General features: G+C 73.4%; 20 protein-coding genes and 1 tRNA gene. 16 read left to right on the top strand and 5 right to left on the bottom strand.

The window, feature by feature from the left end; translation table 11 throughout:
- Positions 1-2 precede the first annotated feature (2 nt).
- Positions 3-3470, top strand: a complete 3468-nt coding sequence (locus tag LPC08_RS14160; RefSeq protein ID WP_230448891.1) for a YhdP family protein — start codon at positions 3-5, stop codon at positions 3468-3470.
- Positions 3471-3561: 91 nt separating this feature from the next.
- Entirely contained in the window at positions 3562-3750 is a 189-nt protein-coding gene (locus LPC08_RS14155; protein WP_230448890.1) for a DUF2842 domain-containing protein, read from the top strand.
- A 93-nt stretch (positions 3751-3843) separates the two neighbouring features.
- On the opposite strand, the gene LPC08_RS14150 is transcribed toward LPC08_RS14155, so the two are convergent.
- A complete protein-coding gene (locus LPC08_RS14150) occupies positions 3844-4557 on the bottom strand; it encodes a TorF family putative porin (protein WP_230448889.1) in 714 nt (237 codons plus the stop codon).
- A 659-nt stretch (positions 4558-5216) separates the two neighbouring features.
- Positions 5217-5293 (bottom strand) — tRNA-Pro (locus LPC08_RS14145).
- A 139-nt stretch (positions 5294-5432) separates the two neighbouring features.
- Here LPC08_RS14145 and LPC08_RS14140 point away from each other — a divergent pair.
- Positions 5433-5885 (top strand): c-type cytochrome, encoded by a 453-nt coding sequence (locus LPC08_RS14140; protein WP_230448888.1) that lies wholly within the window; start codon positions 5433-5435, stop codon positions 5883-5885.
- Positions 5886-5942: 57 nt separating this feature from the next.
- On the opposite strand, the gene LPC08_RS14135 is transcribed toward LPC08_RS14140, so the two are convergent.
- Positions 5943-6185 (bottom strand): DUF3072 domain-containing protein, encoded by a 243-nt coding sequence (locus LPC08_RS14135; protein ID WP_230448887.1) that lies wholly within the window; start codon positions 6183-6185, stop codon positions 5943-5945.
- A gap of 142 nt (positions 6186-6327) precedes the next feature.
- Here LPC08_RS14135 and LPC08_RS14130 point away from each other — a divergent pair, with 142 nt between their 5' ends.
- Positions 6328-7155, top strand: coding sequence for a uroporphyrinogen-III synthase (locus tag LPC08_RS14130; protein ID WP_230448886.1), 828 nt, complete (start codon positions 6328-6330; stop codon positions 7153-7155).
- Between the two features lie 24 nt (positions 7156-7179).
- On the opposite strand, the gene LPC08_RS14125 is transcribed toward LPC08_RS14130, so the two are convergent.
- Positions 7180-7887 carry a GntR family transcriptional regulator gene (locus LPC08_RS14125; protein WP_230448885.1) on the bottom strand — a complete coding sequence of 236 codons (708 nt, stop codon included), beginning with the start codon at positions 7885-7887 and terminating at the stop codon, positions 7180-7182.
- A 112-nt stretch (positions 7888-7999) separates the two neighbouring features.
- Between LPC08_RS14125 and LPC08_RS14120 the strand changes: the two genes are divergently transcribed.
- From LPC08_RS14120 to LPC08_RS14065, 12 genes are all read left to right on the top strand, one after another.
- Positions 8000-8863, top strand: coding sequence for a fumarylacetoacetate hydrolase family protein (locus tag LPC08_RS14120; RefSeq protein ID WP_230448884.1), 864 nt, complete (start codon positions 8000-8002; stop codon positions 8861-8863).
- Positions 8860-9522 carry a polysaccharide deacetylase family protein gene (locus tag LPC08_RS14115; protein ID WP_230448883.1) on the top strand — a complete coding sequence of 221 codons (663 nt, stop codon included), beginning with the start codon at positions 8860-8862 and terminating at the stop codon, positions 9520-9522. The genes LPC08_RS14120 and LPC08_RS14115 overlap by 4 nt, the downstream gene beginning before the upstream one ends.
- The gene (locus LPC08_RS14110; protein WP_230448882.1) at positions 9519-10499 is read left to right on the top strand and encodes a Bug family tripartite tricarboxylate transporter substrate binding protein; all 981 of its coding nucleotides are present in this window, start codon (positions 9519-9521) and stop codon (positions 10497-10499) included. Before LPC08_RS14115 ends, LPC08_RS14110 begins: the two co-directional genes overlap by 4 nt.
- 56 nt (positions 10500-10555) lie before the next feature.
- On the top strand, positions 10556-11461 hold the full coding sequence (locus LPC08_RS14105; RefSeq protein WP_230448881.1) for a dioxygenase family protein: 906 nt from the start codon (positions 10556-10558) through the stop codon (positions 11459-11461).
- A gap of 68 nt (positions 11462-11529) precedes the next feature.
- Positions 11530-12804 carry an amino acid ABC transporter substrate-binding protein gene (locus tag LPC08_RS14100; RefSeq protein WP_230448880.1) on the top strand — a complete coding sequence of 425 codons (1275 nt, stop codon included), beginning with the start codon at positions 11530-11532 and terminating at the stop codon, positions 12802-12804.
- The gene (locus LPC08_RS14095) at positions 12804-13685 is read left to right on the top strand and encodes a branched-chain amino acid ABC transporter permease (protein WP_230448879.1); all 882 of its coding nucleotides are present in this window, start codon (positions 12804-12806) and stop codon (positions 13683-13685) included. Before LPC08_RS14100 ends, LPC08_RS14095 begins: the two co-directional genes overlap by 1 nt.
- Entirely contained in the window at positions 13682-14665 is a 984-nt protein-coding gene (locus LPC08_RS14090; protein WP_230448878.1) for a branched-chain amino acid ABC transporter permease, read from the top strand. The genes LPC08_RS14095 and LPC08_RS14090 overlap by 4 nt, the downstream gene beginning before the upstream one ends.
- The gene (locus tag LPC08_RS14085) at positions 14665-15378 is read left to right on the top strand and encodes an ABC transporter ATP-binding protein (RefSeq protein ID WP_230448877.1); all 714 of its coding nucleotides are present in this window, start codon (positions 14665-14667) and stop codon (positions 15376-15378) included. Before LPC08_RS14090 ends, LPC08_RS14085 begins: the two co-directional genes overlap by 1 nt.
- Entirely contained in the window at positions 15368-16099 is a 732-nt protein-coding gene (locus LPC08_RS14080; RefSeq protein WP_230448876.1) for an ABC transporter ATP-binding protein, read from the top strand. Before LPC08_RS14085 ends, LPC08_RS14080 begins: the two co-directional genes overlap by 11 nt.
- Before the next feature lie 5 nt (positions 16100-16104).
- Entirely contained in the window at positions 16105-16992 is an 888-nt protein-coding gene (locus tag LPC08_RS14075) for an NAD(P)-dependent oxidoreductase (protein WP_230448875.1), read from the top strand.
- 10 nt (positions 16993-17002) lie between these two features.
- Positions 17003-17395 (top strand): nuclear transport factor 2 family protein, encoded by a 393-nt coding sequence (locus LPC08_RS14070; protein ID WP_230448874.1) that lies wholly within the window; start codon positions 17003-17005, stop codon positions 17393-17395.
- Positions 17392-18426 carry a 5-methyltetrahydropteroyltriglutamate--homocysteine methyltransferase gene (locus tag LPC08_RS14065; protein WP_230448873.1) on the top strand — a complete coding sequence of 345 codons (1035 nt, stop codon included), beginning with the start codon at positions 17392-17394 and terminating at the stop codon, positions 18424-18426. The genes LPC08_RS14070 and LPC08_RS14065 overlap by 4 nt, the downstream gene beginning before the upstream one ends.
- Positions 18427-18508: 82 nt before the next feature.
- On the opposite strand, the gene LPC08_RS14060 is transcribed toward LPC08_RS14065, so the two are convergent.
- Positions 18509-19252, bottom strand: coding sequence for an SDR family NAD(P)-dependent oxidoreductase (locus LPC08_RS14060; protein WP_230448872.1), 744 nt, complete (start codon positions 19250-19252; stop codon positions 18509-18511).
- Positions 19253-19255 lie beyond the last annotated feature (3 nt).

Here is a 19255-nt window from a genome sequence, read left to right as displayed (position 1 = left end):
CCGTGACCGCCGCGGCCGGTCAAGCGGGGGGGCGGCCGACGCCCGGCCCGGCCTGGCGCGTGGTGTGCGGGCTGTGGGCGGTGGTGCACACGCTGGGCCGGGTGGCGATCACCCTGGCCCTGCTCGTCGTCATGGCCCTGGCCGCGCTGGGCTGGCGGCTGCAACAGGGGCCGCTCTCCCTGCCGCCCCTCGCCCGCACGCTGGAGGGATTGGCGGAGCGGGCCGGCCTGCCGGTGGAGATCGGCGAGCTGACCCTGGCCTGGGCCGGCTGGACGGACGACCGGCCGCTGCCGATCCGTGTCCGGCTGGTGGAGGTCGCGCCGGCCGGCCTGGCGTCCGGCGCGCCGCTGCCGCCGGAGCCGGCCGCGCGGCAACCGGGGCGCGCGATGGCGCCGGACCCGGCGGCCCCGGCGCCGGCGCCGCCCCGCCTCTCCATCCCCGAGGCCGAGGTGCATTTCGACCTGGAGCGGCTCTGGCATGGGCAGGTGGTGCCGCAGATGGTGACGCTGCAGCGGCCCTCCCTGGTGCTGGAGCTGGATCGCAGCGGCACCCCGCACCTGGATCTGGATTCGGCCCAGGCCGGCTCGTCGCCGCCGCCGGACGACGCGGCGACGGCGGGCGACCCCATGCGCGACGCCTTCGCCGTGCTGCTGCGCCCCGCCTCGCCGGACAACCCGCTCTCCGCCTTGCGCGAGCTTCGCATCACCTCCGGGCGCCTGCGCATTCTCGACCATTTCAAGGGCGTGGACGTGACGCTGCGGCAGGCGCAGATCGGCCTGATCCGCGCCGAGGACGGGGTGATCCGGGTCGGCGGCAACGCCGTGCTGTCGAGCGGCGGCACGGACTACCGCGCCACCCTCTCCGGCACCGCCACCCCGGCGGCGGAGGGAGTCGCGGGCGCGGTGGAGCTGCGGCTGTCCCTGCCGGCCATGTCCCCGGCGGCGCTGGCCGAGGCGGTGCCGGTGCTGGCGCCGCTCTCGGCGCTGCAGGCCCCGGTGGCGCTGACCTCCTGGCTGCGCCACGTGCCCGACGAGGGCGTCACCGAATCCTCCACCGAGCTGCGCCTCGGGCCCGGCCGGCTGGAGCTGCCGGACGGGGGGCAGGTCGAGCTGGGGCAGGGCCCCGGCGGCCCCGCGGGCGAGGTCGGCCAGCTCTCCCTGCGCTGGCGCCAGCCAGGCGGGGGGGCGCCGCTGCGCGGACGGGGCGAGATGCGCCTGGGCGGCGGCGTGGTCACCCTGCCGGGCGGGCGGGAGGTGGCCTTCCGCGGCGCCGGGGCGGTGGTGGCCGCCCAGGAGGACGCGGTTTCGCTGGAGAGCCTGACCCTCGACATGGAGGCGCCGCAGGGGGCGGTGGGGCCGCCGCCCCGGCTCTCCGTCAGCGGCAGCGCCCGCAAGGACGGGCAGGGCTGGAAGGGGGCGCTGGAGCTGGGGCTGGACCGGCTCGCCGTGCCCGACATCCGCCTCTACTGGCCGGTGGGGGTGGCCGAGGGCGGGCGCTCCTGGATCACGGAGAACCTCACCGCCGGCACCGCGCGGAACGGGCGCTGGCACATCGAGGGCGCCCTGCCCGCCGACGGCTCGGGCTTCCGCCTCAGCGCGGTCAACGGAACGCTGCAGGCGGAGGACGTCACCGTCCACTGGCTGCGGCCGATCCCCCCGCTGGAGCGGGCGCAGGGGACGATCCGCTTCCTCTCGGCGGACGAGATCGTCATCGAGGCCGGCGGGGCGCGGCAGCGCGGCACGGCGCTGGCCGTTCCCACCGCCACGGTGCGGCTGACCGAGCTGGTCAAGGGTCCCGGGCTGGCCAGCATCACCGGCCGGGTCAGCGGGCCGCTGGCGGATGTCTTCCAGCTGATCCGCCACCCCCGGCTGCACCTGTTCGAGAAGCGGCCGCTGGAGGTGAAGGTGCAGGGCGGGCAGGTGGAGGCCGGCCTGGCGATCCGCCTGCCGCTGCTGAACGACCTGCCGATGGAGGAGCTGGACATCCGCGTCCAGGGCCATGTGGCCCGGGCGCGGCTGCCCGACCTGGTGGCCGGCCAGGGGCTGGAGCGGGGCGAGCTGGAGGTGGACGTGACCGCCGAGGGCATGCGCGTCGCCGGCACCGCCGATCTCGGCCCGATGCCCGGGGCGAGGCTGTCGCTGGACGGGGATTTCCGCGCCGGGCCACCCGGCCAGGTCGTGATGCGCGCGCAGGTGGATGGGCCGCTGGACATGGCGAAGGTGGCCGCCCTGGCCCCCGCCGCCGGGGTGGCGCTGAGCGGCCGCGCGAGGCTCTCCATCCAGGCGGAGCAGCGGCGCGGCGGCGAGGCGCGCGTGGCCCTGCGCGGCGACCTGCGCGGGGCGGGGGTGGGGCTCGGCCCCGTGGGCTGGTCCAAGCCGGCCGACGCCGCCGGCACGGCGGAGGCCGTGCTGCGGCTGCAGGGCGAGCGGCTGGCGGCGATCGACCGGCTGGAGGTGGAGGCGCCCGGGCTGGTGCTGCGCAGCCGGGCGGTGTTCGGCGCGGGGTCGCGCCCGGAGCGGCTGGAGATCACCGAGGCGCGGCTGGGCGCGACGCAATTGACGGGCGAGCTGGATTTCCCCGCCCGCCCGACCGATCCCTGGCGGGTCGCCGCGCGCGGCCCGGTGCTGGACCTGCGCGGCATCCTGGATTCGCTCGACGATCTCGGGGGCGGGGAGGGCGACCGGGGCGAGGCGACGCCCTTCGAGCTGGAGAGCCGCTTCGACCGGGTGCTGCTGAAGGGCGGCGAGGTGAGCGGGCTGCGGGCGGAGGTGTCCCGCGACGCGCGCGGCGTGATCCGCCGGCTGCGCCTGACCGGGCGGACGGAGCGCAACCCGGCCTTCGAGGCGCTGGTCACCCCGCGCCGCGGCGGCCGGGACCTCAGCGCCAGGGCCGACGACCTGGGGGAGCTGCTGCGGCTGGCCGGCCAGCCCGGGACCATCAGCGGCGGCCGGCTGGCGGTGACCGGCGCCTGGCGCGGCGAAGGGCCGGAGGCGCCGCTGCTGGGCACCGTCGAGATGACCGGCTTCTCGCTCCACCGGGTGGAGGTGCTGGGCAAGCTGCTGCAGGCGCTGTCGATCTACGGCATCCTCGACGCGCTGCGCGGGCCGGGGCTGCACTTCTCGCGGCTGCACGTGCCCTTCGCCCTGACCCCCGAGGCGCTGGGGATCGAGGAGGCGCAGGCCTACTCCGCCTCGCTGGGCATCACCGCGCAGGGCCGGCTGCTCCGCAGGCAGGAGCGGATCGAGATGGAGGGGACCATCGTGCCCTCCTATGCCGTCAACTCCGCGCTCGGGCGGCTGCCGCTGGTCGGCCGGCTGTTCACGGCGGAGGAGGGGGGCGGGCTGTTCTCCGCCAGCTTCCAGGTCCACGGGCCGCTGGCCGACCCGTCCGTGTCGGTGAACCCGCTGACCCTGCTGGCCCCCGGCGCGCTGCGCGGCCTGCTGGACGGGATGGCGCGGGCGGCACGCTGATCCGCGGCCTGGTCGGTGGCAGCGGGCCTGGAGGCGCCGGGCTTGAGGCCACGGGCTTGAGGCGACGGGCCCGCTGGGGCATGGGCGGTGCATGTCGCGCCCTGTCATCGCCTGCCTCGTCGGACTGCTCGGCTTCGCCCTCTATGTCGGGGCGGTCGTGGCGCTGGGCGACCATCTCATCGGACGGCACTGGGCGTTGCAGGCGCTGTACTTCGTCGTCGTCGGCACGGCCTGGGTCTGGCCGGCGGCGCGGCTGCTGCGCTGGGCCTATGCGCGGTGAGGCCGGCCGATCCGGGCCCGGCCGGGGCGTGGCGGACCCGCGCCCCGCCCCGGTCGTGCGGCCCCGCCGCATGGCGCGGCGAGGCGCGTGCCGTCAGAAGGTGCGGCTGAGATAGGCCATGGCGCGGGCGTCGCAGATCTTCTGCCCGCCGGCGCAGTCGGACTTGCTGATGTTGGTGTCGTAGTAGCCGACGGACAGCGTCACGCCCCAGAACAGCTCCCGCGACACCGCCACCGACCAGTTGGCGAAGTTCGGCAGGCCGTAGCGGTCGTTGCGGTCGATCCACTGGTAGCCGAGGCGGCCGGAGAGGGTGAAGTCGTAGGGCAGGGTCACGTCCGCCCCACCCTCGAGGTAGAAGGCGTTGCGCGATTCGAGCTGGAACTGCGGCGAGTAGTAGAAGGCGCCGAGCAGCTTCACCGGCTCGATCTGGTAGCTGCCCTTGGCCACGAACTCGAAGTAGTTCAGGTCATAGCCGCCGGGCGGCTTGTCGTAGCCCGGATAGGTGTACCAGACCCCCCCGAAGTCGAGCGACGCGGCGCCGAGCTGCATCCGGTAGCCGCCCGCGATGTCCAGCTCCTGCCGCGCCTTGGTGCCCAGGAAGGAGATGTTGGAGGCGAAGGCCCCGATATAGAAGCCGCTTTCGTGCGACAGCTCGACCGTTCCCTGCACGGCGGGACGGTTGCGCGTCTGGCTGACGCCGCGGAACAGGTAGTCGCTGGACACGGCCGGGATCAGGCTCAGGCTCAGGCCGGTCCCTTCGAACTCGATGGCCTTTGCCGGCTGCGTCACCGCCATGCCGCCGATCACGGCAAGTCCTGCAATAAAACGTTGCAAAACTCGTTTCATAAACAGCTCCCCCTCGCACGCGAAGGCGTGCGGCGGGGGCGGTGAAGCAAGTCCCGTGCAAATCTGCTCGGAAGCGAAACCGTGTCGGTGGCGGGATGAGATCGCCAGGCGGCAGTATCTCCGCCGGGGGCCGGGGCCCGTGTGCGACGGGGCGTGACGCTGGCGGGAGGACGGTCCCCGGTGTCCGCGGCGCTCCTCGTTCAGGAGCCGGGCGTGGGCGGTCTTGCCCGGCCCGTCAGCGCTGGCGCAGCCAGAGCGTGAGGAACGCCACGCCCACCATGATCACCACGCCCACGCGGTTCTGCGCGATCCACTCCAGCGCCTGGCCTATCAGCATTCCCGTCTGACCTCCCGGTGGTCCGAACCCTCCCGGCCGCCTGTAGGCTGCACGGGGACGGCGCTCAAGCGGCCGCCGGGCCCGGCCCCGAGGCGCGGAGGCAGGCCGAGGCGCCATTCCAGGGGCGGATCGCCGATCCGACGATGCCCTGCGACAGGACGCTGGCCATGCCGGCCGGGTGGGGCAGTGGCAATCTTGCCTGACGCACTGTGCATTTTGGCCCCGGCTGACCGCCGGGCAAAGAAAAAGCCCCTGGTTTCCCAGGGGCTTTTCTTCCGGCGATTGGTCGGAGCGAGAGGATTCGAACCTCCGGCCCCTGCGTCCCGAACACAGTGCTCTACCAGGCTGAGCTACGCTCCGACATGCGGGGTTCGCCGGTGGCGCCGCTCTTAGCCGCCCTCGGCCGACGGGGCAAGGGCGGGTCGGCACCGACAGGCCGGGCCCTTGCGGAAAGGACAGGCGCAGCGGAGGCTGGCCGGCGCGGTAGGGGAGTATGCGAATGCGAAGCCTGGGTGTTGCGGCGTGCTTCATCGCACTGTGTTGCAGCCTCGCCGCGGCGCAGGGTCTGCCGCCCGGTGCCACCCCGGCCGAAGCCATCAGCCAGCGCAAGGCAGGGCTGCGCGAGATGCAGCGCAACATGGAGGCGATCAAGGCCGCGCTGGATTCGCGCGGCGACCTGGCACCGGTGGCCCAGCGCGCCGCGGCGATACAGGCCTTCTACACGGGCTTCCCCAGCTTCTTCCCGGCCGGTTCGGAGACGGGCGACACAAAGGCCCGGCCGGAGGTCTGGTCGGACCGCGCCACCTTCGAGCGGGCGGCGGCCAATGCCGCCTCCGCCGCCGGCAACCTTCAGGCCGTGGCCGCTTCGGGCGAGGCATCGGCGACCGCGACCGCATTCCAGCAGATGGCGGCAAGCTGCAGCGCCTGCCACCGGAATTTCCGCGCGCGCTGACGGCGGGCCTGGGAGTGGGGGCCTGGGAGTGGCGGCCCGGGGGGAAGGCGGACGGCCCTAGCGGCCGCGCCCCGTCTTCTCCTGCAGGGCGTCGATGCGCTTCGATGCCTCGGCCTTGTTCAGGGAAGGGTCGAATTCCTCCCCTGCCTCCTCGCTGAGCGTCTTGAGGTAGCTGGCCTGGGCCCCCGTCATCTCCTCCTCGCCGGTGGTCCAGTCGTCCGGGTCCTTGACGGCGTTGGAATGGGGATCGGGATGGGCCTTGGGGTCGCTGGCCGCGGCCTGGGTCCTTCGTTGCGCCACAGCGGTTCTCCTGACTGTCTGTTCTCTAAACGTTCGCTGTGGTGCCTGGTTGCTCCCGGACGGATGGACGGGGACGCCGCGGGACGCGACCCTGCCGTCGGGGATCGTGCGCCGCTGGCCGGCGACAGGGCAGGAGGTCCGCATGGGTGGGATGGAGCAGGAAGGGCCGTTGGCGGGGCGGCGCATCGCCGTGCCGGAGACGCGCGAGCTGGAGGTGATGGCACGGATGCTGGAGCGCCAGGGCGCCTCGGTGATCCGCTGCCCCCTGGTGGCCATCCTGGACCTGGAGGACCCGGCGCCCGTCGAGGACTGGCTGCGACGCTTCGTCGCCACCCCGCCCGACGACCTGATCCTGCTGACGGGGGAGGGCCTGTCGCGCCTGCTGGGCGTCGCGCGGCGCGCGGGGATCGAGCCGGACTTCCGCGCCGCCCTGCCCGAGGTGCGCCGGATCGTGCGCGGCCCGAAGCCGACCGCGCGGCTGCGGACGCTGGGCCTGTCGCCCGACATCACCGCCGAGGTCCCGATGACGGAAGGGGTGATCGCGGCCTTGCAGGGGGAGGCGCTGGCCGGGCACCGGGTGGGCGTGCAGCTCTACCCGGACAACCCCAACGATCGGCTGCTGGACTTCCTGCGCAGCCGTGACGCCGAGCCCGATCCCGTCACCCCGTATCGCTATGCCTCCCGGGAGGCCGACGGGCAGGTGGCGGCGCTGATCGACGCCATGGCGGCGGGCGAGGTCGATCTGATCGCCTTCACCTCCTCGCCCCAGCTCCGCCGGCTGCGCGAGGTCGCGAAGGCCACGGGGCGCGAGCCCACCCTGGCGGAGGCGCTGCGCCGGACCCGCATCGCCGCGGTGGGACCCGTGGTGGCGAAGGCGGTGGAGGAGGCTGGCGGCACGGTGGCCATGCAGCCGGACGACAACTTCCACCTCAAGCCCATGGTCAACGAGATCGTCGCCGCGATCGGATAGGCCGGCCAGGGGCCGTGGCGCCCCTCAGGGCGCGGCGCCGTCCGCCCCGAGTCCCAGCCTGGCCCCGACGAAGGCCCCCGTGCGCTCGTAATGCTCGGCCAGCAGGGCGGTGGCGCGTTGCACGTCGCGCTCCAGCGCCGCGCGCGCGATGGCCGCGTGTTCCGCCGCCACGTCCCGCTCCGGATAGGCGACCGTGTTCGCCAGGGCCCGGTAGCGCTGCGCCTCCTCCCGCAGGCGGTCGCAGAAGGCGAGCAGCGGCGGCGCCTCGCAGCCGGCCAGCAGGGCGCGGTGGAAGTCGCGGTGGCAGGCTTCCCATTCGGGGTTGGCGACGAAGCGGTGCGGGTCCAGGGACCGTGCCACCCGCTTCAGCCGGTGCTCCGCCACCAGCAGCTCCTCCTCCCAGGCGCCGCCGCCGTGGGCGATGGCATCGCGCAGCGCCGCGCATTCGGTCAGCACGCGGCTGCGGATCAGCCCGGCGAGCTGGCACGGCGCGGCCTCGGCCACGCGGAAGCCGCGATGCTCCAGCCGCTCCGCCAGGCCCTCCGCCGCCAGCTTCGACAGCGCCTCCCGCATGGGGGAGGGGCCGGCGCCGTAGCTTTCCACCAGGTCGCGCAGCTTCAGCTTCCGCCCCGGCGGCAATCGCCCCGCCAGGATGTCCTCACGCAGCCGCCGGTGGACGGCGGTGGCAAGGGTGGGGTCGCGCCCCCCGGGCAGGGTACCGGCCTGGGACATGGGCATGGAATATTCGGCAAGGTGCCGGTCTCGCAAGCCTTGCCGATATCCTTGCTTGACGAGCCGGGAATTTCGACAAAACTGGACGCGTAAACACCGGAGGAAGCGCCACGTGCGTCTGATCGCGTTCGAGCAGGAGGGCCGCGCCGTCCTCGGCGCCCTGGTGGGCGAGGAGGTGGTCGCCCTGGCCGATGCCGTGCCGGGCCTGCCCGCCGACCCGCTGGCCGCCTTCGCCGCGCTGGACCTGCCCGAAGGCGCCGCCGCGCTGGCCGCGAAGCTGGAGGGCGCGCCGCGCCGCCCGCTCGCCGGCCTCACCCTGCTGCCGCCCATCCCGCGCCCCGGGAAGTTCCTGTGCATCGGGCTGAACTACGTCGAGCACGCGAAGGAGGGGGGCAATGCGATCCCCGACTACCCGGCGGTGTTCATGCGCGGCCCGACCTCGCTGGCGGGGCACGGCCAGCCGCTGATCCGCCCGAAGGTCTCGGACAAGTTCGACTACGAGGCGGAGCTGGTCATCGTGATCGGCCGGCGGGCGCGCCACCTGACGGAAGCCAACGCGCTGTCCTGCGTCGCCGGCTACACCTGCATGAACGAGGGTTCGGTCCGCGACTACCAGCGCAAGGGCGCGCAATGGACCATGGGCAAGAACTTCGAGCAGACGGGCGGCGTGGGTCCTGCCATCGTCACGCCCGACGAGATCCCGCAAGGCCCGAACGCACTGCGCATCACGTCCCGCGTCAACGGGCAGACGATGCAGGATTCCAACACGGCGGACATGATCTTCCCCGTGCCGCGCATCCTCGCGATCCTCTCGGAGGTGATGACGCTGGAGCCGGGCGACATGATCGCGACGGGCACGCCGAGCGGCGTCGGCTATCCGCGCAAGCCGCCCGTCTTCATGAAGCCCGGCGACACGGTGGAGATCGAGATCGAGGGGATCGGCCTCCTCTCCAACCCGATCGCGGCCGAGGAATGATGGCCGCCCCGCGCGTCACCCTCTCCTTCGACAACGGCCCGGAGCCGGGGGCAACCCCGGCCGTGCTGGAGGTGCTGCGCGCGCGGGGAATCCTCGCCACCTTCTTCGTGCTCGGCCACAAGCTGGCGGCGCACCGCGCCCTGGCCGAGCGCGCCCATGCCGAGGGGCACTGGATCGGCAACCACACCTGGCACCATGCGGCGCCCCTGGGCGGCGTGCCGGATGCGGTGGCGCGGGAGGAGATCGCCCGCACCCAGGCGCTGATCGGCGACCTCTCCCACCCCGACCGGCTGTTCCGGCCGCAGGGCGGCGGCGGCGCGCTCGGCCCGCACCTGCTGAGCCCCGCCGCGCTGGACGAGCTGGTGCGCGGCCGCTTCACCCTGGTCCTGTGGAACGCCGTGCCCGGCGACTTCCGCGATCCGGAGGATTGGGTGGACCGGGCCCTGGCGCTGTGCCGCGGCCCCGATCCCGTCGCGCTGGTGCTGCACGACCTGCCCAACGGCGCGATGCGGCACCTGGACCGTTTCCTCGGCCGCCTGGCCGACAGCGGCGCCACGATCGCACAGGACTTCCCGGACTCCTGCGTGCCGCTGCGGCGCGGGGAGGCGACCGGACCGCTCGACCGCTATGTCACTCCTCACGCCGAGGCGGCCGCATGACCCTGATCACCCGACGCGCCCTGCTGGGCGCGGCCCCCTTCCTGGCCGTCCCCGCCCTGGCTGCCCCCGCCCTGGCGCAGGCCCCCTGGCCCGACCGGCCGATCCGGCTGGTGGTCCCCTTCGCCGCCGGCACCACCACGGATATCCTCGGCCGCATCCTGGCCGAGGCGCTGGCGCGGGAGGCGGGGCAGCCCGTCGTCGTGGACAACCGCGCCGGGGCGGGCGGCAATGTCGGCGCCCAGGTCGTCGCCCGCGCGCCGGGGGATGGCTACACCCTGCTGCTGGGCACCAACGGCACGCACGGCATCAACGCCAGCCTCTTCGCCGACCAGGGCTTCGATCCGGTGAAGGACTTCACGCCGATCGCCCCCTTCGTCACCACGCCCACGGTCCTGGGCGTGCCGCCCTCGCTCGGCGTGTCGAGCGTGGCGGAGCTGGTGGCGCTGGCGAAGCGGCGGCCGCTGACCTTCGCCTCGGCCGGGAACGGCACCACCGGCCATCTCTCCCAGGCGCTGCTGAACCTGCGCGCGGGGATCGAGACGCTGCACGTGCCCTACCGCAACGCCGGGCAGGGGGTGACGGACCTGATCGCCGGCCGGGTGGACGGGATGTTCTACCACCCCCTCGGCCTCAAGCCGCATCTCGATGCCGGCACGCTGAAGGCGCTGGCGGTCACCTCGGCGAAGCGGGTGAGCATGCTGCCCGACACCCCCACCATCCAGGAGGCGGGGCTCGACGACTTCGTCGTGGAAGGGCTGTGGAACCTTTATGGCCCCGCCGGGCTGCCGGGCCCGGTGGTCGCGCGGCTCAACCGCGCCACCAACGCCCTGCTGGCCGATCCCGCCGCGCTGGCCAACCTGCGGGCGCAGGGGGTGGAGCCGACCGGCGGCAGCCCGGAGGCGCTGGCCGCGGTGACGCGGGAGCAGATCGCGAAGTGGCGGCCGGTCATCGCCGCCGCCAACATCAGGCCCGACTGACCAAGGGAGCCGGGGACCGGCCGGCAGGGCCGGCCCCGGGGCGGAGGACGACGAAAATGGCCGACCTGGACCAGAACACCGTCACGGATGCGGTGATCGCGCAGATGGCCACCACCCCCGATCCGCGCATGCGGGAGGTGATGGAGAGCCTGGTGCGCCACCTGCACGGCTTCGCCCGCGAGGTGCGGCTGACGCCCGCCGAGTGGCTGGAGGCGATCGCCTTCCTGACCAAGGTCGGCCAGGCCTGCACCCCGATCCGGCAGGAGTTCATCCTGCTGTCCGACACGCTGGGCCTGTCGCGGCTGGTCAACCTGATGGACGACAAGGCCAACCGCGTGGGTGACGCGACGGAAACCAGCCTGCTCGGCCCCTTCTACCGCGAGGCGGCGCCGCACTTCGGCTATGGCGAGAGCATCGCCGTCCACGCCAAGGGACCGGAGATGATGCTGTTCGGCCGGGTGGTGAACGAGGCCGGCGAGGGCGTGCCCGACGCGGTGGTGGAGATCTGGTCCACCGATGCGGAGGGCGCCTACGACCTCCAGGCCCTCGATCCCCAGACCATGGACATGCGCGGCCAGTTCCGCACCGACGCGGAGGGCCGCTACGCCATCCGCACGCTGATCCCGCTGGGCTACTCCATCCCGATGGACGGGCCGGTGGGCGCGATGGTGCGGGCGCAGAAGCGCCACGGCTTCCGTCCCGCGCATATCCACATGCTGATCGGGGCGGAGGGGTATCGCGAGCTGATCACGGCGCTCTACCTGGGGGACGATCCGAACATCGATTCCGACACCGTCTTCGGCGTGTCGGAATCCCTGGTCGTGCAGCCGCGCATGGGGGTGGAGGGCTCGCCCGACCCGTCCGTCCCCGCCATTCGCTACGACTTCCAGATCGCCCGCCGCGCGGCGCACGACACCACCGGGCGTGTCGGCGCCGACCCCTCGAAGGTGGCGGCCGAATAGGGCGCGAAGACGGGACGCATCACGCACCGGCCACGGGCGAAGAACCGGGCCGCAGGAGGAGAGGGTTCATGGAAGGTATCAGCAGGCGCGGCCTCGGCCGGGCCGCCCTGGCGGCAGCCGCCATTCCCGCCGCCATGCCGGGGACCGCGCGCGCGCAGGCCGCCCCGTCCGGGGAGCCGATCCGCATCGGCTGCTCCATGTCGCTCTCGGGCGGCCTGGCCGGCAACGGGCGCCCCGCCGCGATCACGCACCGCATCTGGGCGGAGACGGTGAACGCCAATGGCGGGCTGCTGGGCCGGCCGGTGCAGCTCGTCGTCTATGACGACCAGAGCAGCGGCGCCAACGTGCCGGGCATCTACACCAAGCTGATCGACGTCGATAAGGTCGACCTCGTCGTCTCCGGCTATGCCACCGCCATCATCGCCCCCGCCATGCCGGTGGTGATGCAGCGGGCCATGGCCTTCGTCTCGCTCTTCGGCACGGGCGTGAACACGGACTTCAAGTACGACCGCTACTTCTCCATCAACCCCACCGGCTCCAACGTGAAGGAGACCTTCGCCAAGGGCTTCTTCGACGTCGTCATGGCGATGGACCCGAAGCCGCGCACGGTCGCGCTGGTCAACCTCGACAGCGACTTCCACCAGCGTACGGCGGAAAGCGCCCGCTTCCTGGCGCGGCAGCACGGGCTGCGCGTCGTCTACGACCGCGCCTACCCGCCCAGCACGGTGGACTTCACCCCCATCGTCCGCTCCGTGCAGGCGGCGCGGCCGGATATCGTCTTCGTCGGCTCCTACCCGCCCGACACCGCGGGGCTGCTGCGCGCGGCCAGCGAGCTGCGGGTGAGCTTCGCCATGATGGGCGGCCCGATGATCGGCCCGCACATCACCGCGCAGAAGCTCCAGCTCGGCCCGATCCTGAACAACCTCGTGGTCTGGGACGTCTACGCCCCGGAGCAGACCCTGCAGTTCCCCGGCATGCAGGCGCTGCTGGAACGCTACCAGCCCATCGCCGCGAAGGAGAATGCGGACGCGCTGGGCCACTACGTGCCGCCGCTGGCCTATGCCCAGATGCAGGTGCTGGAGCAGGCGGTGCGGCGGGTCGGGAAGATCGACCAGGCGGCGCTGGCGGCGGACATGCACGCCCACAGCTTCGACACGGTGATCGGGCCGCTCAAGTTCGACGCGATGGGCGAGTGGGTGGAGGAGCGCAACCTCTACACCCAGTACCAGGGCATCCAGGGCAACGGCATCGACCAGTTCCGGCGCCCCGGCACCCAGGTCATCCTCTACCCCCCGCGCTACCGCTCGGGCGAGCTGCGCAAGCCCTACACGGCGGGGGCCTGATGGACCCGGACCTCGCCCTCCTCCTGAACGGGATCGTCTCGGGCCTGCTGCTCGGCGGCCTCTACGCCGCGGCGGCGGCCGGCCTCTCCGTCTCCTTCGGGATGCTGGACGTGGTCAACATCGCCCACCCCGCCTTCATGGTGCTGGGCGCCATCGCCGTCGCGCTGCTCTGGGGCGCGACGGGGCTCGACCCGCTGCTGCTCTCCGTGCTGCTGATGCCCGCTTTCTGGGCGGCCGGCGCGCTGCTCTACGTCGCCTACCACCACTTCTTCGAACGGCGGGGCGACGAGGCGATCCAGGGCCTCGCCTTCTTCTTCGGCGTGATGTTCATCATCGAGGTCGGGCTCGTCCTCGCCGTCGGGCCGGAGCAGCACTTCGCCGACGCATCCTATGCCAACACGACCTGGCGGCTGGGCGAGATCGACCTGCCGCTGCGCATGCTGGTCCCGGCGATGGTCGCGCTGGCCGCCATCGGCGCGCTGGCGCTGTTCCTGCGCCACAGCTTCACCGGCCGCGCCATCGCCGCCGTGTCGCAGGACCGCGAGGCGCTGCGGCTGCTGGCCATCGACCCGGTGCGGATCAAGCGCCTCGCCTTCGGCATCTCCATCGCCCTGGCCGCCCTGGCCGGCGGGGCGCTGGTGGTGGTGCAGCCGGTCGATGCCTGGTCCGGCCATGTCTTCATCGGCCGCGTCTTCGCCGTGGTGATCCTGGGCGGGCTCTCCTCGCTCGGCGGCTGCGTGCTGGCGGCGCTGGCCTTCGGCGTGGTGGAGAACGTGACCGCCACCTTCTACGGCCCCTCCTGGTCGCCCGCCGTCGCCTTCGGCATCCTGCTGCTGGTGCTGGCGGTGCGGCCGCAGGGCCTGTTCGGACGCACGGCATGAGCGGCGCGGCCCTTCCCGCCGCCCCGGGGCTCGCGGTGCCGCGCCGCATGGGGCACGGCGCCTTCTGGCTGGCCAGCGCCGCCGTCGCGCTGCTGCTGATCGCGGCGCTGCGCGCGCTGGGCAGCGAGTACGCCTATTTCGCCGCGACCTTCGTGCTGCAGTACGTCGTGCTGGCGACGGCCTGGAACATCCTGGGCGGCTATGCGGGCTATGTGAACTTCGGCGCCGCCGCCTTCTTCGCCACCGGGGCCTATGCCACCGTCGCGGCGGGCAAGGCGCTGGGCCTGCCGCTGCTGCCCTGCATCGCCGTCGCCGCCGTGGTGGGCGGGGCGCTGGGGCTGGGGACGGGGGTGCTGACGCTGCGGCTGCGCGGCGCCTACTTCGCCATCGCCACCCTCTGCCTGTCCGTCGTGCTGCAGACCCTCGTGGTGAACTGGAGCTATGTCGGCGGCTCGCGCGGCGCCTATGTCATCCGCCCGCGCGACGTGCCCTGGCCCTTCGACACCTATGGCGGCTTCCTCTGCGCCGTGATGGTGGTGCTGGCCGTCGGCGCCGTCGCCATCGCGCGCACGGTGGAGACCTCGCGCCTCGGGCTCGGCCTCGCTGCCCTGCGCGACGACGAGGCGGCGGCGGAGGCGGCGGGCGTGCCCACGCTGCGCCTGAAGCTGGTCGCCACCACGCTCAGCGGCGCGCTGATGGCGGTGGCGGGCGCGCCCCTGCCGTATCTCGGCTCCTACATCGAGCCCAACTCCGCCTTCGGACTCGCCTATGGCGTCAACGCCATCGCCATGCCGCTGATCGGCGGCACGGCGAGCTGGGCGGGGCCGGTGATCGGCGCGGTGCTGCTCGCCTCGCTGCAACAGGCGGCGACGGTGACCATCTCCTCCGCCGCCAACCTGATGATCGTGGGCGTGGTGCTGGTGGTCTTCGTCTGCGCCGCGCCGCACGGCATCATCGGCCTGTTCCGGGGGCGGCGCTGATGGGCGACGTGATCCTGCGCGCCGAAGGGGTAGGCAAGCGCTTCGGCGGCTTCACCGCGCTCTCCGGCGTGGCGCTGGAGGTGCGGGCGGGCGAGCGGCTGGGGCTGATCGGGCCGAACGGCTCGGGCAAGAGCACCTTCACCAACTGCCTCGCCGGCGCCTTCCCCAGCCATGACGGGCGCTTCACCTTCCGGGGCGAGGCCCTGGCCGGGCTGAAGCCGCACGAGCGCGCGCGCCGCGGCCTGGCGCGCACCTTCCAGCTTCCCCGCCCCTTCCGCGGCCTGACGGTGATCGAGAACGTCCGCGTTCCGCTCTCCTATGCCGGCCGCCACGCGGCGACGGACGAGCAGGCGATGGCCTGCCTGGAGGGGGTGGAGCTGGCGGGCAAGGCGCACCGCCTGCCGCGGGAGCTGACCCAGGTGGAGCTGCGCCGGCTGGAGCTGGCCCGCGCGACTGCGCTGAAGCCGGAGCTGCTGATCGCGGACGAGGCGATGGCCGGGCTCTCCCATGCCGAGGTCGACCAGATCCTGGCGCTGCTGTTCCGGCTGAACGCCGGCGGCACGACGATCATCATGATCGAGCATGTGATGCGCGCCGTCACCGAGTTCTCCCAGCGCCTCGCCGTGCTGGTGGCGGGGCGGAAGGTGGCGGATGGCGAGCCGAAGGCCGTCCTGTCGATGCCGGAGGTCGAGGAGGCCTATCTTGGCCGCTAGCCTGCTGATCGAGGGGGTGGACGCCGCCTATGGCGCGGTGCGGGCGCTGGACGGCGTCTCGCTCGCCGTGGCGCCGGGCGAGACGGTCGCGCTGCTGGGCACCAACGGCAACGGCAAGACGACGCTGATGCGCTGCATCCTCGGCCTGCTGCGGCCCGCGCGCGGGCGGATCGCGGCGACGATCGACGGGGTGGAGACCGAGCTGGTCGGCCGCTCGCCGGAGGAGATCGTCGATCTCGGCATCGCCATCGTGCCGGAGGGGCGGCGGCTCTTCCCGCGCCTGTCGGTGGAGGAGAACCTGCTGCTCGGCGCCTATCGCCGCAGCGCCCGCGCCGCGATCCCGCGCAACCTCGACTTCTGCTACGACGCCTTCCCCCGGCTGAAGGAACGCCGCTCCCAGGCGGTGGGCAGCATGAGCGGCGGCGAGCAGCAGATGGTGGCGCTGGGCCGCGCCGTGATGTGCGCCCCGCGCATCCTGCTGGTGGACGAACCCTCGGTCGGCCTGGCGCCGATCCTCGTCGCCCGCACCATGGAGAAGATCGCGGAGCTGAAGGAACGCCTCGGCCTCACCGTCCTGATGGCGGAGCAGAACTTCCACCAGGCGATCCGCATCGCCGACCGCGGTTACGTTCTCGTCCATGGCCGCGTCGAGTTCCAGGGCGATTCCCCCGCGGCGCTGGGCGACAGCGATCTGGTCCGCAAGTTCTACCTGGGATTGTGACGGCGATGACCCTGCAAGGCTGGAAGCTCGGCTGGATCGGCGTCGGCCGCATGGGCACGCCGCTCTGCCGCCGGCTGCTGGAGGCGGGGGCGGACCTCGCCGCGACGGACCCCGACCAGGGCCGCCTCGCCGCCCTGGCGCCGGAGGGGCTGCGCGCCATGCCGGGCGTGGGCGCGCTGGCGGCGGAGGGCGACGTGCTGCTCTCCATGGTGCCGGACGATGCCGCCCTCCTCGCCGTGGCGGGCGAGCTGGCGTCGGCGCTGCGGCCGGGGCAGGCGTGGATCGACCTCAGCACCGTCTCCCCGGCCGCCTCGGCACGGGTGGCGGCGATGGTGGCCGGAAGCGGCGCCGGCTATCTGCGCTGCCCCGTCTCCGGCAGCACGGCGACCGCCGCCGCCGGGGCGCTGACGATCTTCGCCAGCGGCCCGGAGGCAACGCTGGACCGCTGCGCCCCCGTCCTGGCCGTGCTGGGCAAGGAGGTGCTGCGCTGCGGCCCGGCCGAGGAGGCGCGGGCGGTGAAGCTGATGGTCAACCTCGTCGTCGCCCTCACCCCCGTCCTGATCGGCGAGGCGATGGGGTTCGGGGAACGGCTGGGGCTGGGCCGCGAGGCCATGGTGGAGGCGCTGTCGCGCAGCGTCGTCGCCTCGCCGCTGCTGGCCTACAAGGCGGCGATGCTGACGGCGCGGGACTGGACGCCGGCGGCCGACCTGGACCTGATCGCCAAGGACCTCGACCTCGCCCTCGCGGTCGGCCAGCGGGAGGGCGCGCCGCTGCCGCTCGCCGCCCTGGCGCGGCAATTCGCCGCCGCCTTCCAGGGGAGCGGCGAGGGCGGGCTGGACTTCTTCCGCCTCGCCACCTGGCCCGAGCGGATGCTCGCGCCCAATCCACGCTGAGGGACCGCCGATGAGCACGCACGAAGAGACCATCCGCGCGCTGGAGGCGCGGCGCTACGCCGCCATGCGCCAGGGCGACGCCGCGGCCCTGGGCGCGCTGCTGTCCGACCGGCTCGTCTACGCCCATTCCAACGCCACCACCGACAGCAAGGCGAGCTACCTCGGCACGCTGGAGGGTGGCAGCCTGCGCTACCTCGACATCCGCTTCGAGACGGAGCAGGTGCTGGAGGCCGGGCCGGATTGCGCCGTCGCCCTGGGCCGGATGAGCGCCGACATCATCCGCTATGGCGGCCCGCGCTCCATCGCCGCCATGACCTGCGCCGTCTGGGCGCGGGAGGGCGAGGCGTGGCGCCTGCTCGCCTACCAGCCCACCGCCCTTCCCCAGCCCGAGGCCAAGCCATGACGAACACGCTTCTCCCCACCACCGTCGTCGGCAGCTACCCGCAGCCGGACTGGCTGGTGGACCGCGGCGTGCTGGCGCAGAACCTCGTGCCGCGCGTGCGGATGAAGCAGATGTGGCGCGTGGCCGAGGATGCGCTGGAGCAGGCGCAGGATGACGCGACGCTGGTCGCCATCCGCGACATGGAGCGCGCGGGCATCGACATCGTGACGGATGGCGAGATCCGGCGGGAGAGCTACTCCAACCGCTTCGCCCTGGCGCTGGACGGGGTGGACGTGGACAACCCCGCCCGCACCATGGGCCGCGCCGGGAAGGAGACGCTGGTGCCGCGCGTGGTCGGCCGCATCCGCCGCAACCGGCCGGTGGAGGTGCGCGACGTGGAGTTCCTGGTCGCCAACACGGACCGGGCGACCAAGATCACCCTGCCCGGCCCCTTCACCCTGTCGCAGCAGGCGGCGGACGAGTTCTACCGGGACGAGGAGGCGATGGCGATGGACTACGCCGCCGCCGTGAACGAGGAGGCGAAGGACCTCAAGAAGGCGGGTGTGGACATCATCCAGTTCGACGAGCCCTGGATGCAGGCCCGCCCGGAGGCCGCCGCCCGCTTCGGCGTGAAGGCGCTGAACCGCGCGCTGGAGGGGATCGGGGGCACCACCATCGTCCATCTCTGCTTCGGCTATGCGGCGGTGGTGAAGGACAAGCCCTCCGGCTACTCCTTCCTGCCGCAGCTCGCCGATTGCGACGCGGCGCAGATCTCCATCGAGGCGGCGCAGCCCAGGCTGGACCTCGGCGTGCTCGATGCCCTGGCCGGCAAGACCATCATGCTCGGCGTGATCGACCTGGGCACGCCCGACGTCGAGACGCCGGAGGTGGTCGCCGACCGCATCCGCGCCGGGCTGCGTCACCTGCCGGCGGAGCGGCTGGTCGTGGCGCCGGATTGCGGCATGAAGTACCTCCCGCGCCCCCGCGCCTTCGGCAAGCTGCGCGCCATGGCGGAGGGCGCGGCCATCGTGCGGCGCGAACTGGCGGGCTGAACCTCGGTCACGCCGGGGGCGCCCCGCGCGGGGGCGGCCCCCGGCCGCGCCGGACGGGCCCGCGCCGTGTGGCGCCCTCCTGTCAGAAGCTGGCGCGGCCGCCCGACAGGTCGAAGGTGAAGCCGGTCGTGAAGCTGCATTCGGGCCCGGCCACCCACGCCACCATGGCCGCCACCTCCTCCACCTGCGCCAGCCGGCCGAGGGGGATGCGTCCACGCGCCTCGGCGATGAAGTCCGGCGTCATGCCCTGCAGCAGCTCGGTCTCGGCCATGGCGGGTGCGACGCAGTTGACCAGGACGCCGCGCCCCGCCGTCTCCCGCGCCAGGGACTTGGTCAGCGCGATCACCCCTGCCTTCGCCGCGGCATAGGCGCAGATCCGGGGCGTCCCCTCCTTCCCGGCGAGGGAGGCCATGTTGACGATCCGGCCACTGGCGCGGGCCAGCATTCCGGGCAGGACGGCGCGGCACCCGTGGAACACCCCGCCGAGGTTCACCGCCAGGACCCGTTCCCACGCATCCGGCGGGTAGTCCCAGCCATGGGCGATCGGCCCGCTGATCCCCGCATTGTTCACCAGGATGCCGATGGGACCCAGGCCGGCCTCCGTCCTCGCCAGGGCGGCGGCCACCGCTTCCGGGGAGGTGACATCCACGGTGCAGGCCAGGCCCGGACGCCAGCCGGCTTCGGCCAGCGGCGCCAGGTCGAGGTCCCAGACGGCCACCCTGGCCCCGTCCCGGGCCAGGCGGCGGGCGATGCCGAGGCCCAGGCCGCGCGCGCCGCCCGTCACCACCGCCACCTGTCCCGAGAGCGGTCCGGGGGGAGGGGTCATCGT

The organism is Roseomonas sp. OT10, from assembly GCF_020991085.1.
Lineage (GTDB): Bacteria > Pseudomonadota > Alphaproteobacteria > Acetobacterales > Acetobacteraceae > Roseomonas > Roseomonas cutis.
The sequence above is the reverse complement of the archived record's forward strand: the minus strand, read 5'-3'. Positions and strand labels throughout refer to the sequence as shown.

Excerpts from the sequence above, each read along its gene's own strand:
- LPC08_RS14155 (WP_230448890.1), top strand. The coding sequence starts at position 3,562 with ATGTCGCGCCCTGTCATCGCCTGCCTCGTCGGACTGCTCGGCTTCGCC.
- LPC08_RS14140 (WP_230448888.1), top strand. The coding sequence starts at position 5,433 with ATGCGAAGCCTGGGTGTTGCGGCGTGCTTCATCGCACTGTGTTGCAGC.
- LPC08_RS14130 (WP_230448886.1), top strand. The coding sequence starts at position 6,328 with ATGGGTGGGATGGAGCAGGAAGGGCCGTTGGCGGGGCGGCGCATCGCC.
- LPC08_RS14125 (WP_230448885.1), bottom strand. The coding sequence starts at position 7,887 with ATGTCCCAGGCCGGTACCCTGCCCGGGGGGCGCGACCCCACCCTTGCC.
- LPC08_RS14115 (WP_230448883.1), top strand. The coding sequence starts at position 8,860 with ATGATGGCCGCCCCGCGCGTCACCCTCTCCTTCGACAACGGCCCGGAG.
- LPC08_RS14110 (WP_230448882.1), top strand. The coding sequence starts at position 9,519 with ATGACCCTGATCACCCGACGCGCCCTGCTGGGCGCGGCCCCCTTCCTG.
- LPC08_RS14105 (WP_230448881.1), top strand. The coding sequence starts at position 10,556 with ATGGCCGACCTGGACCAGAACACCGTCACGGATGCGGTGATCGCGCAG.
- LPC08_RS14100 (WP_230448880.1), top strand. The coding sequence starts at position 11,530 with ATGGAAGGTATCAGCAGGCGCGGCCTCGGCCGGGCCGCCCTGGCGGCA.
- LPC08_RS14095 (WP_230448879.1), top strand. The coding sequence starts at position 12,804 with ATGGACCCGGACCTCGCCCTCCTCCTGAACGGGATCGTCTCGGGCCTG.
- LPC08_RS14090 (WP_230448878.1), top strand. The coding sequence starts at position 13,682 with ATGAGCGGCGCGGCCCTTCCCGCCGCCCCGGGGCTCGCGGTGCCGCGC.
- LPC08_RS14085 (WP_230448877.1), top strand. The coding sequence starts at position 14,665 with ATGGGCGACGTGATCCTGCGCGCCGAAGGGGTAGGCAAGCGCTTCGGC.
- LPC08_RS14075 (WP_230448875.1), top strand. The coding sequence starts at position 16,105 with ATGACCCTGCAAGGCTGGAAGCTCGGCTGGATCGGCGTCGGCCGCATG.
- LPC08_RS14070 (WP_230448874.1), top strand. The coding sequence starts at position 17,003 with ATGAGCACGCACGAAGAGACCATCCGCGCGCTGGAGGCGCGGCGCTAC.
- LPC08_RS14065 (WP_230448873.1), top strand. The coding sequence starts at position 17,392 with ATGACGAACACGCTTCTCCCCACCACCGTCGTCGGCAGCTACCCGCAG.
- LPC08_RS14060 (WP_230448872.1), bottom strand. The coding sequence starts at position 19,252 with ATGACCCCTCCCCCCGGACCGCTCTCGGGACAGGTGGCGGTGGTGACG.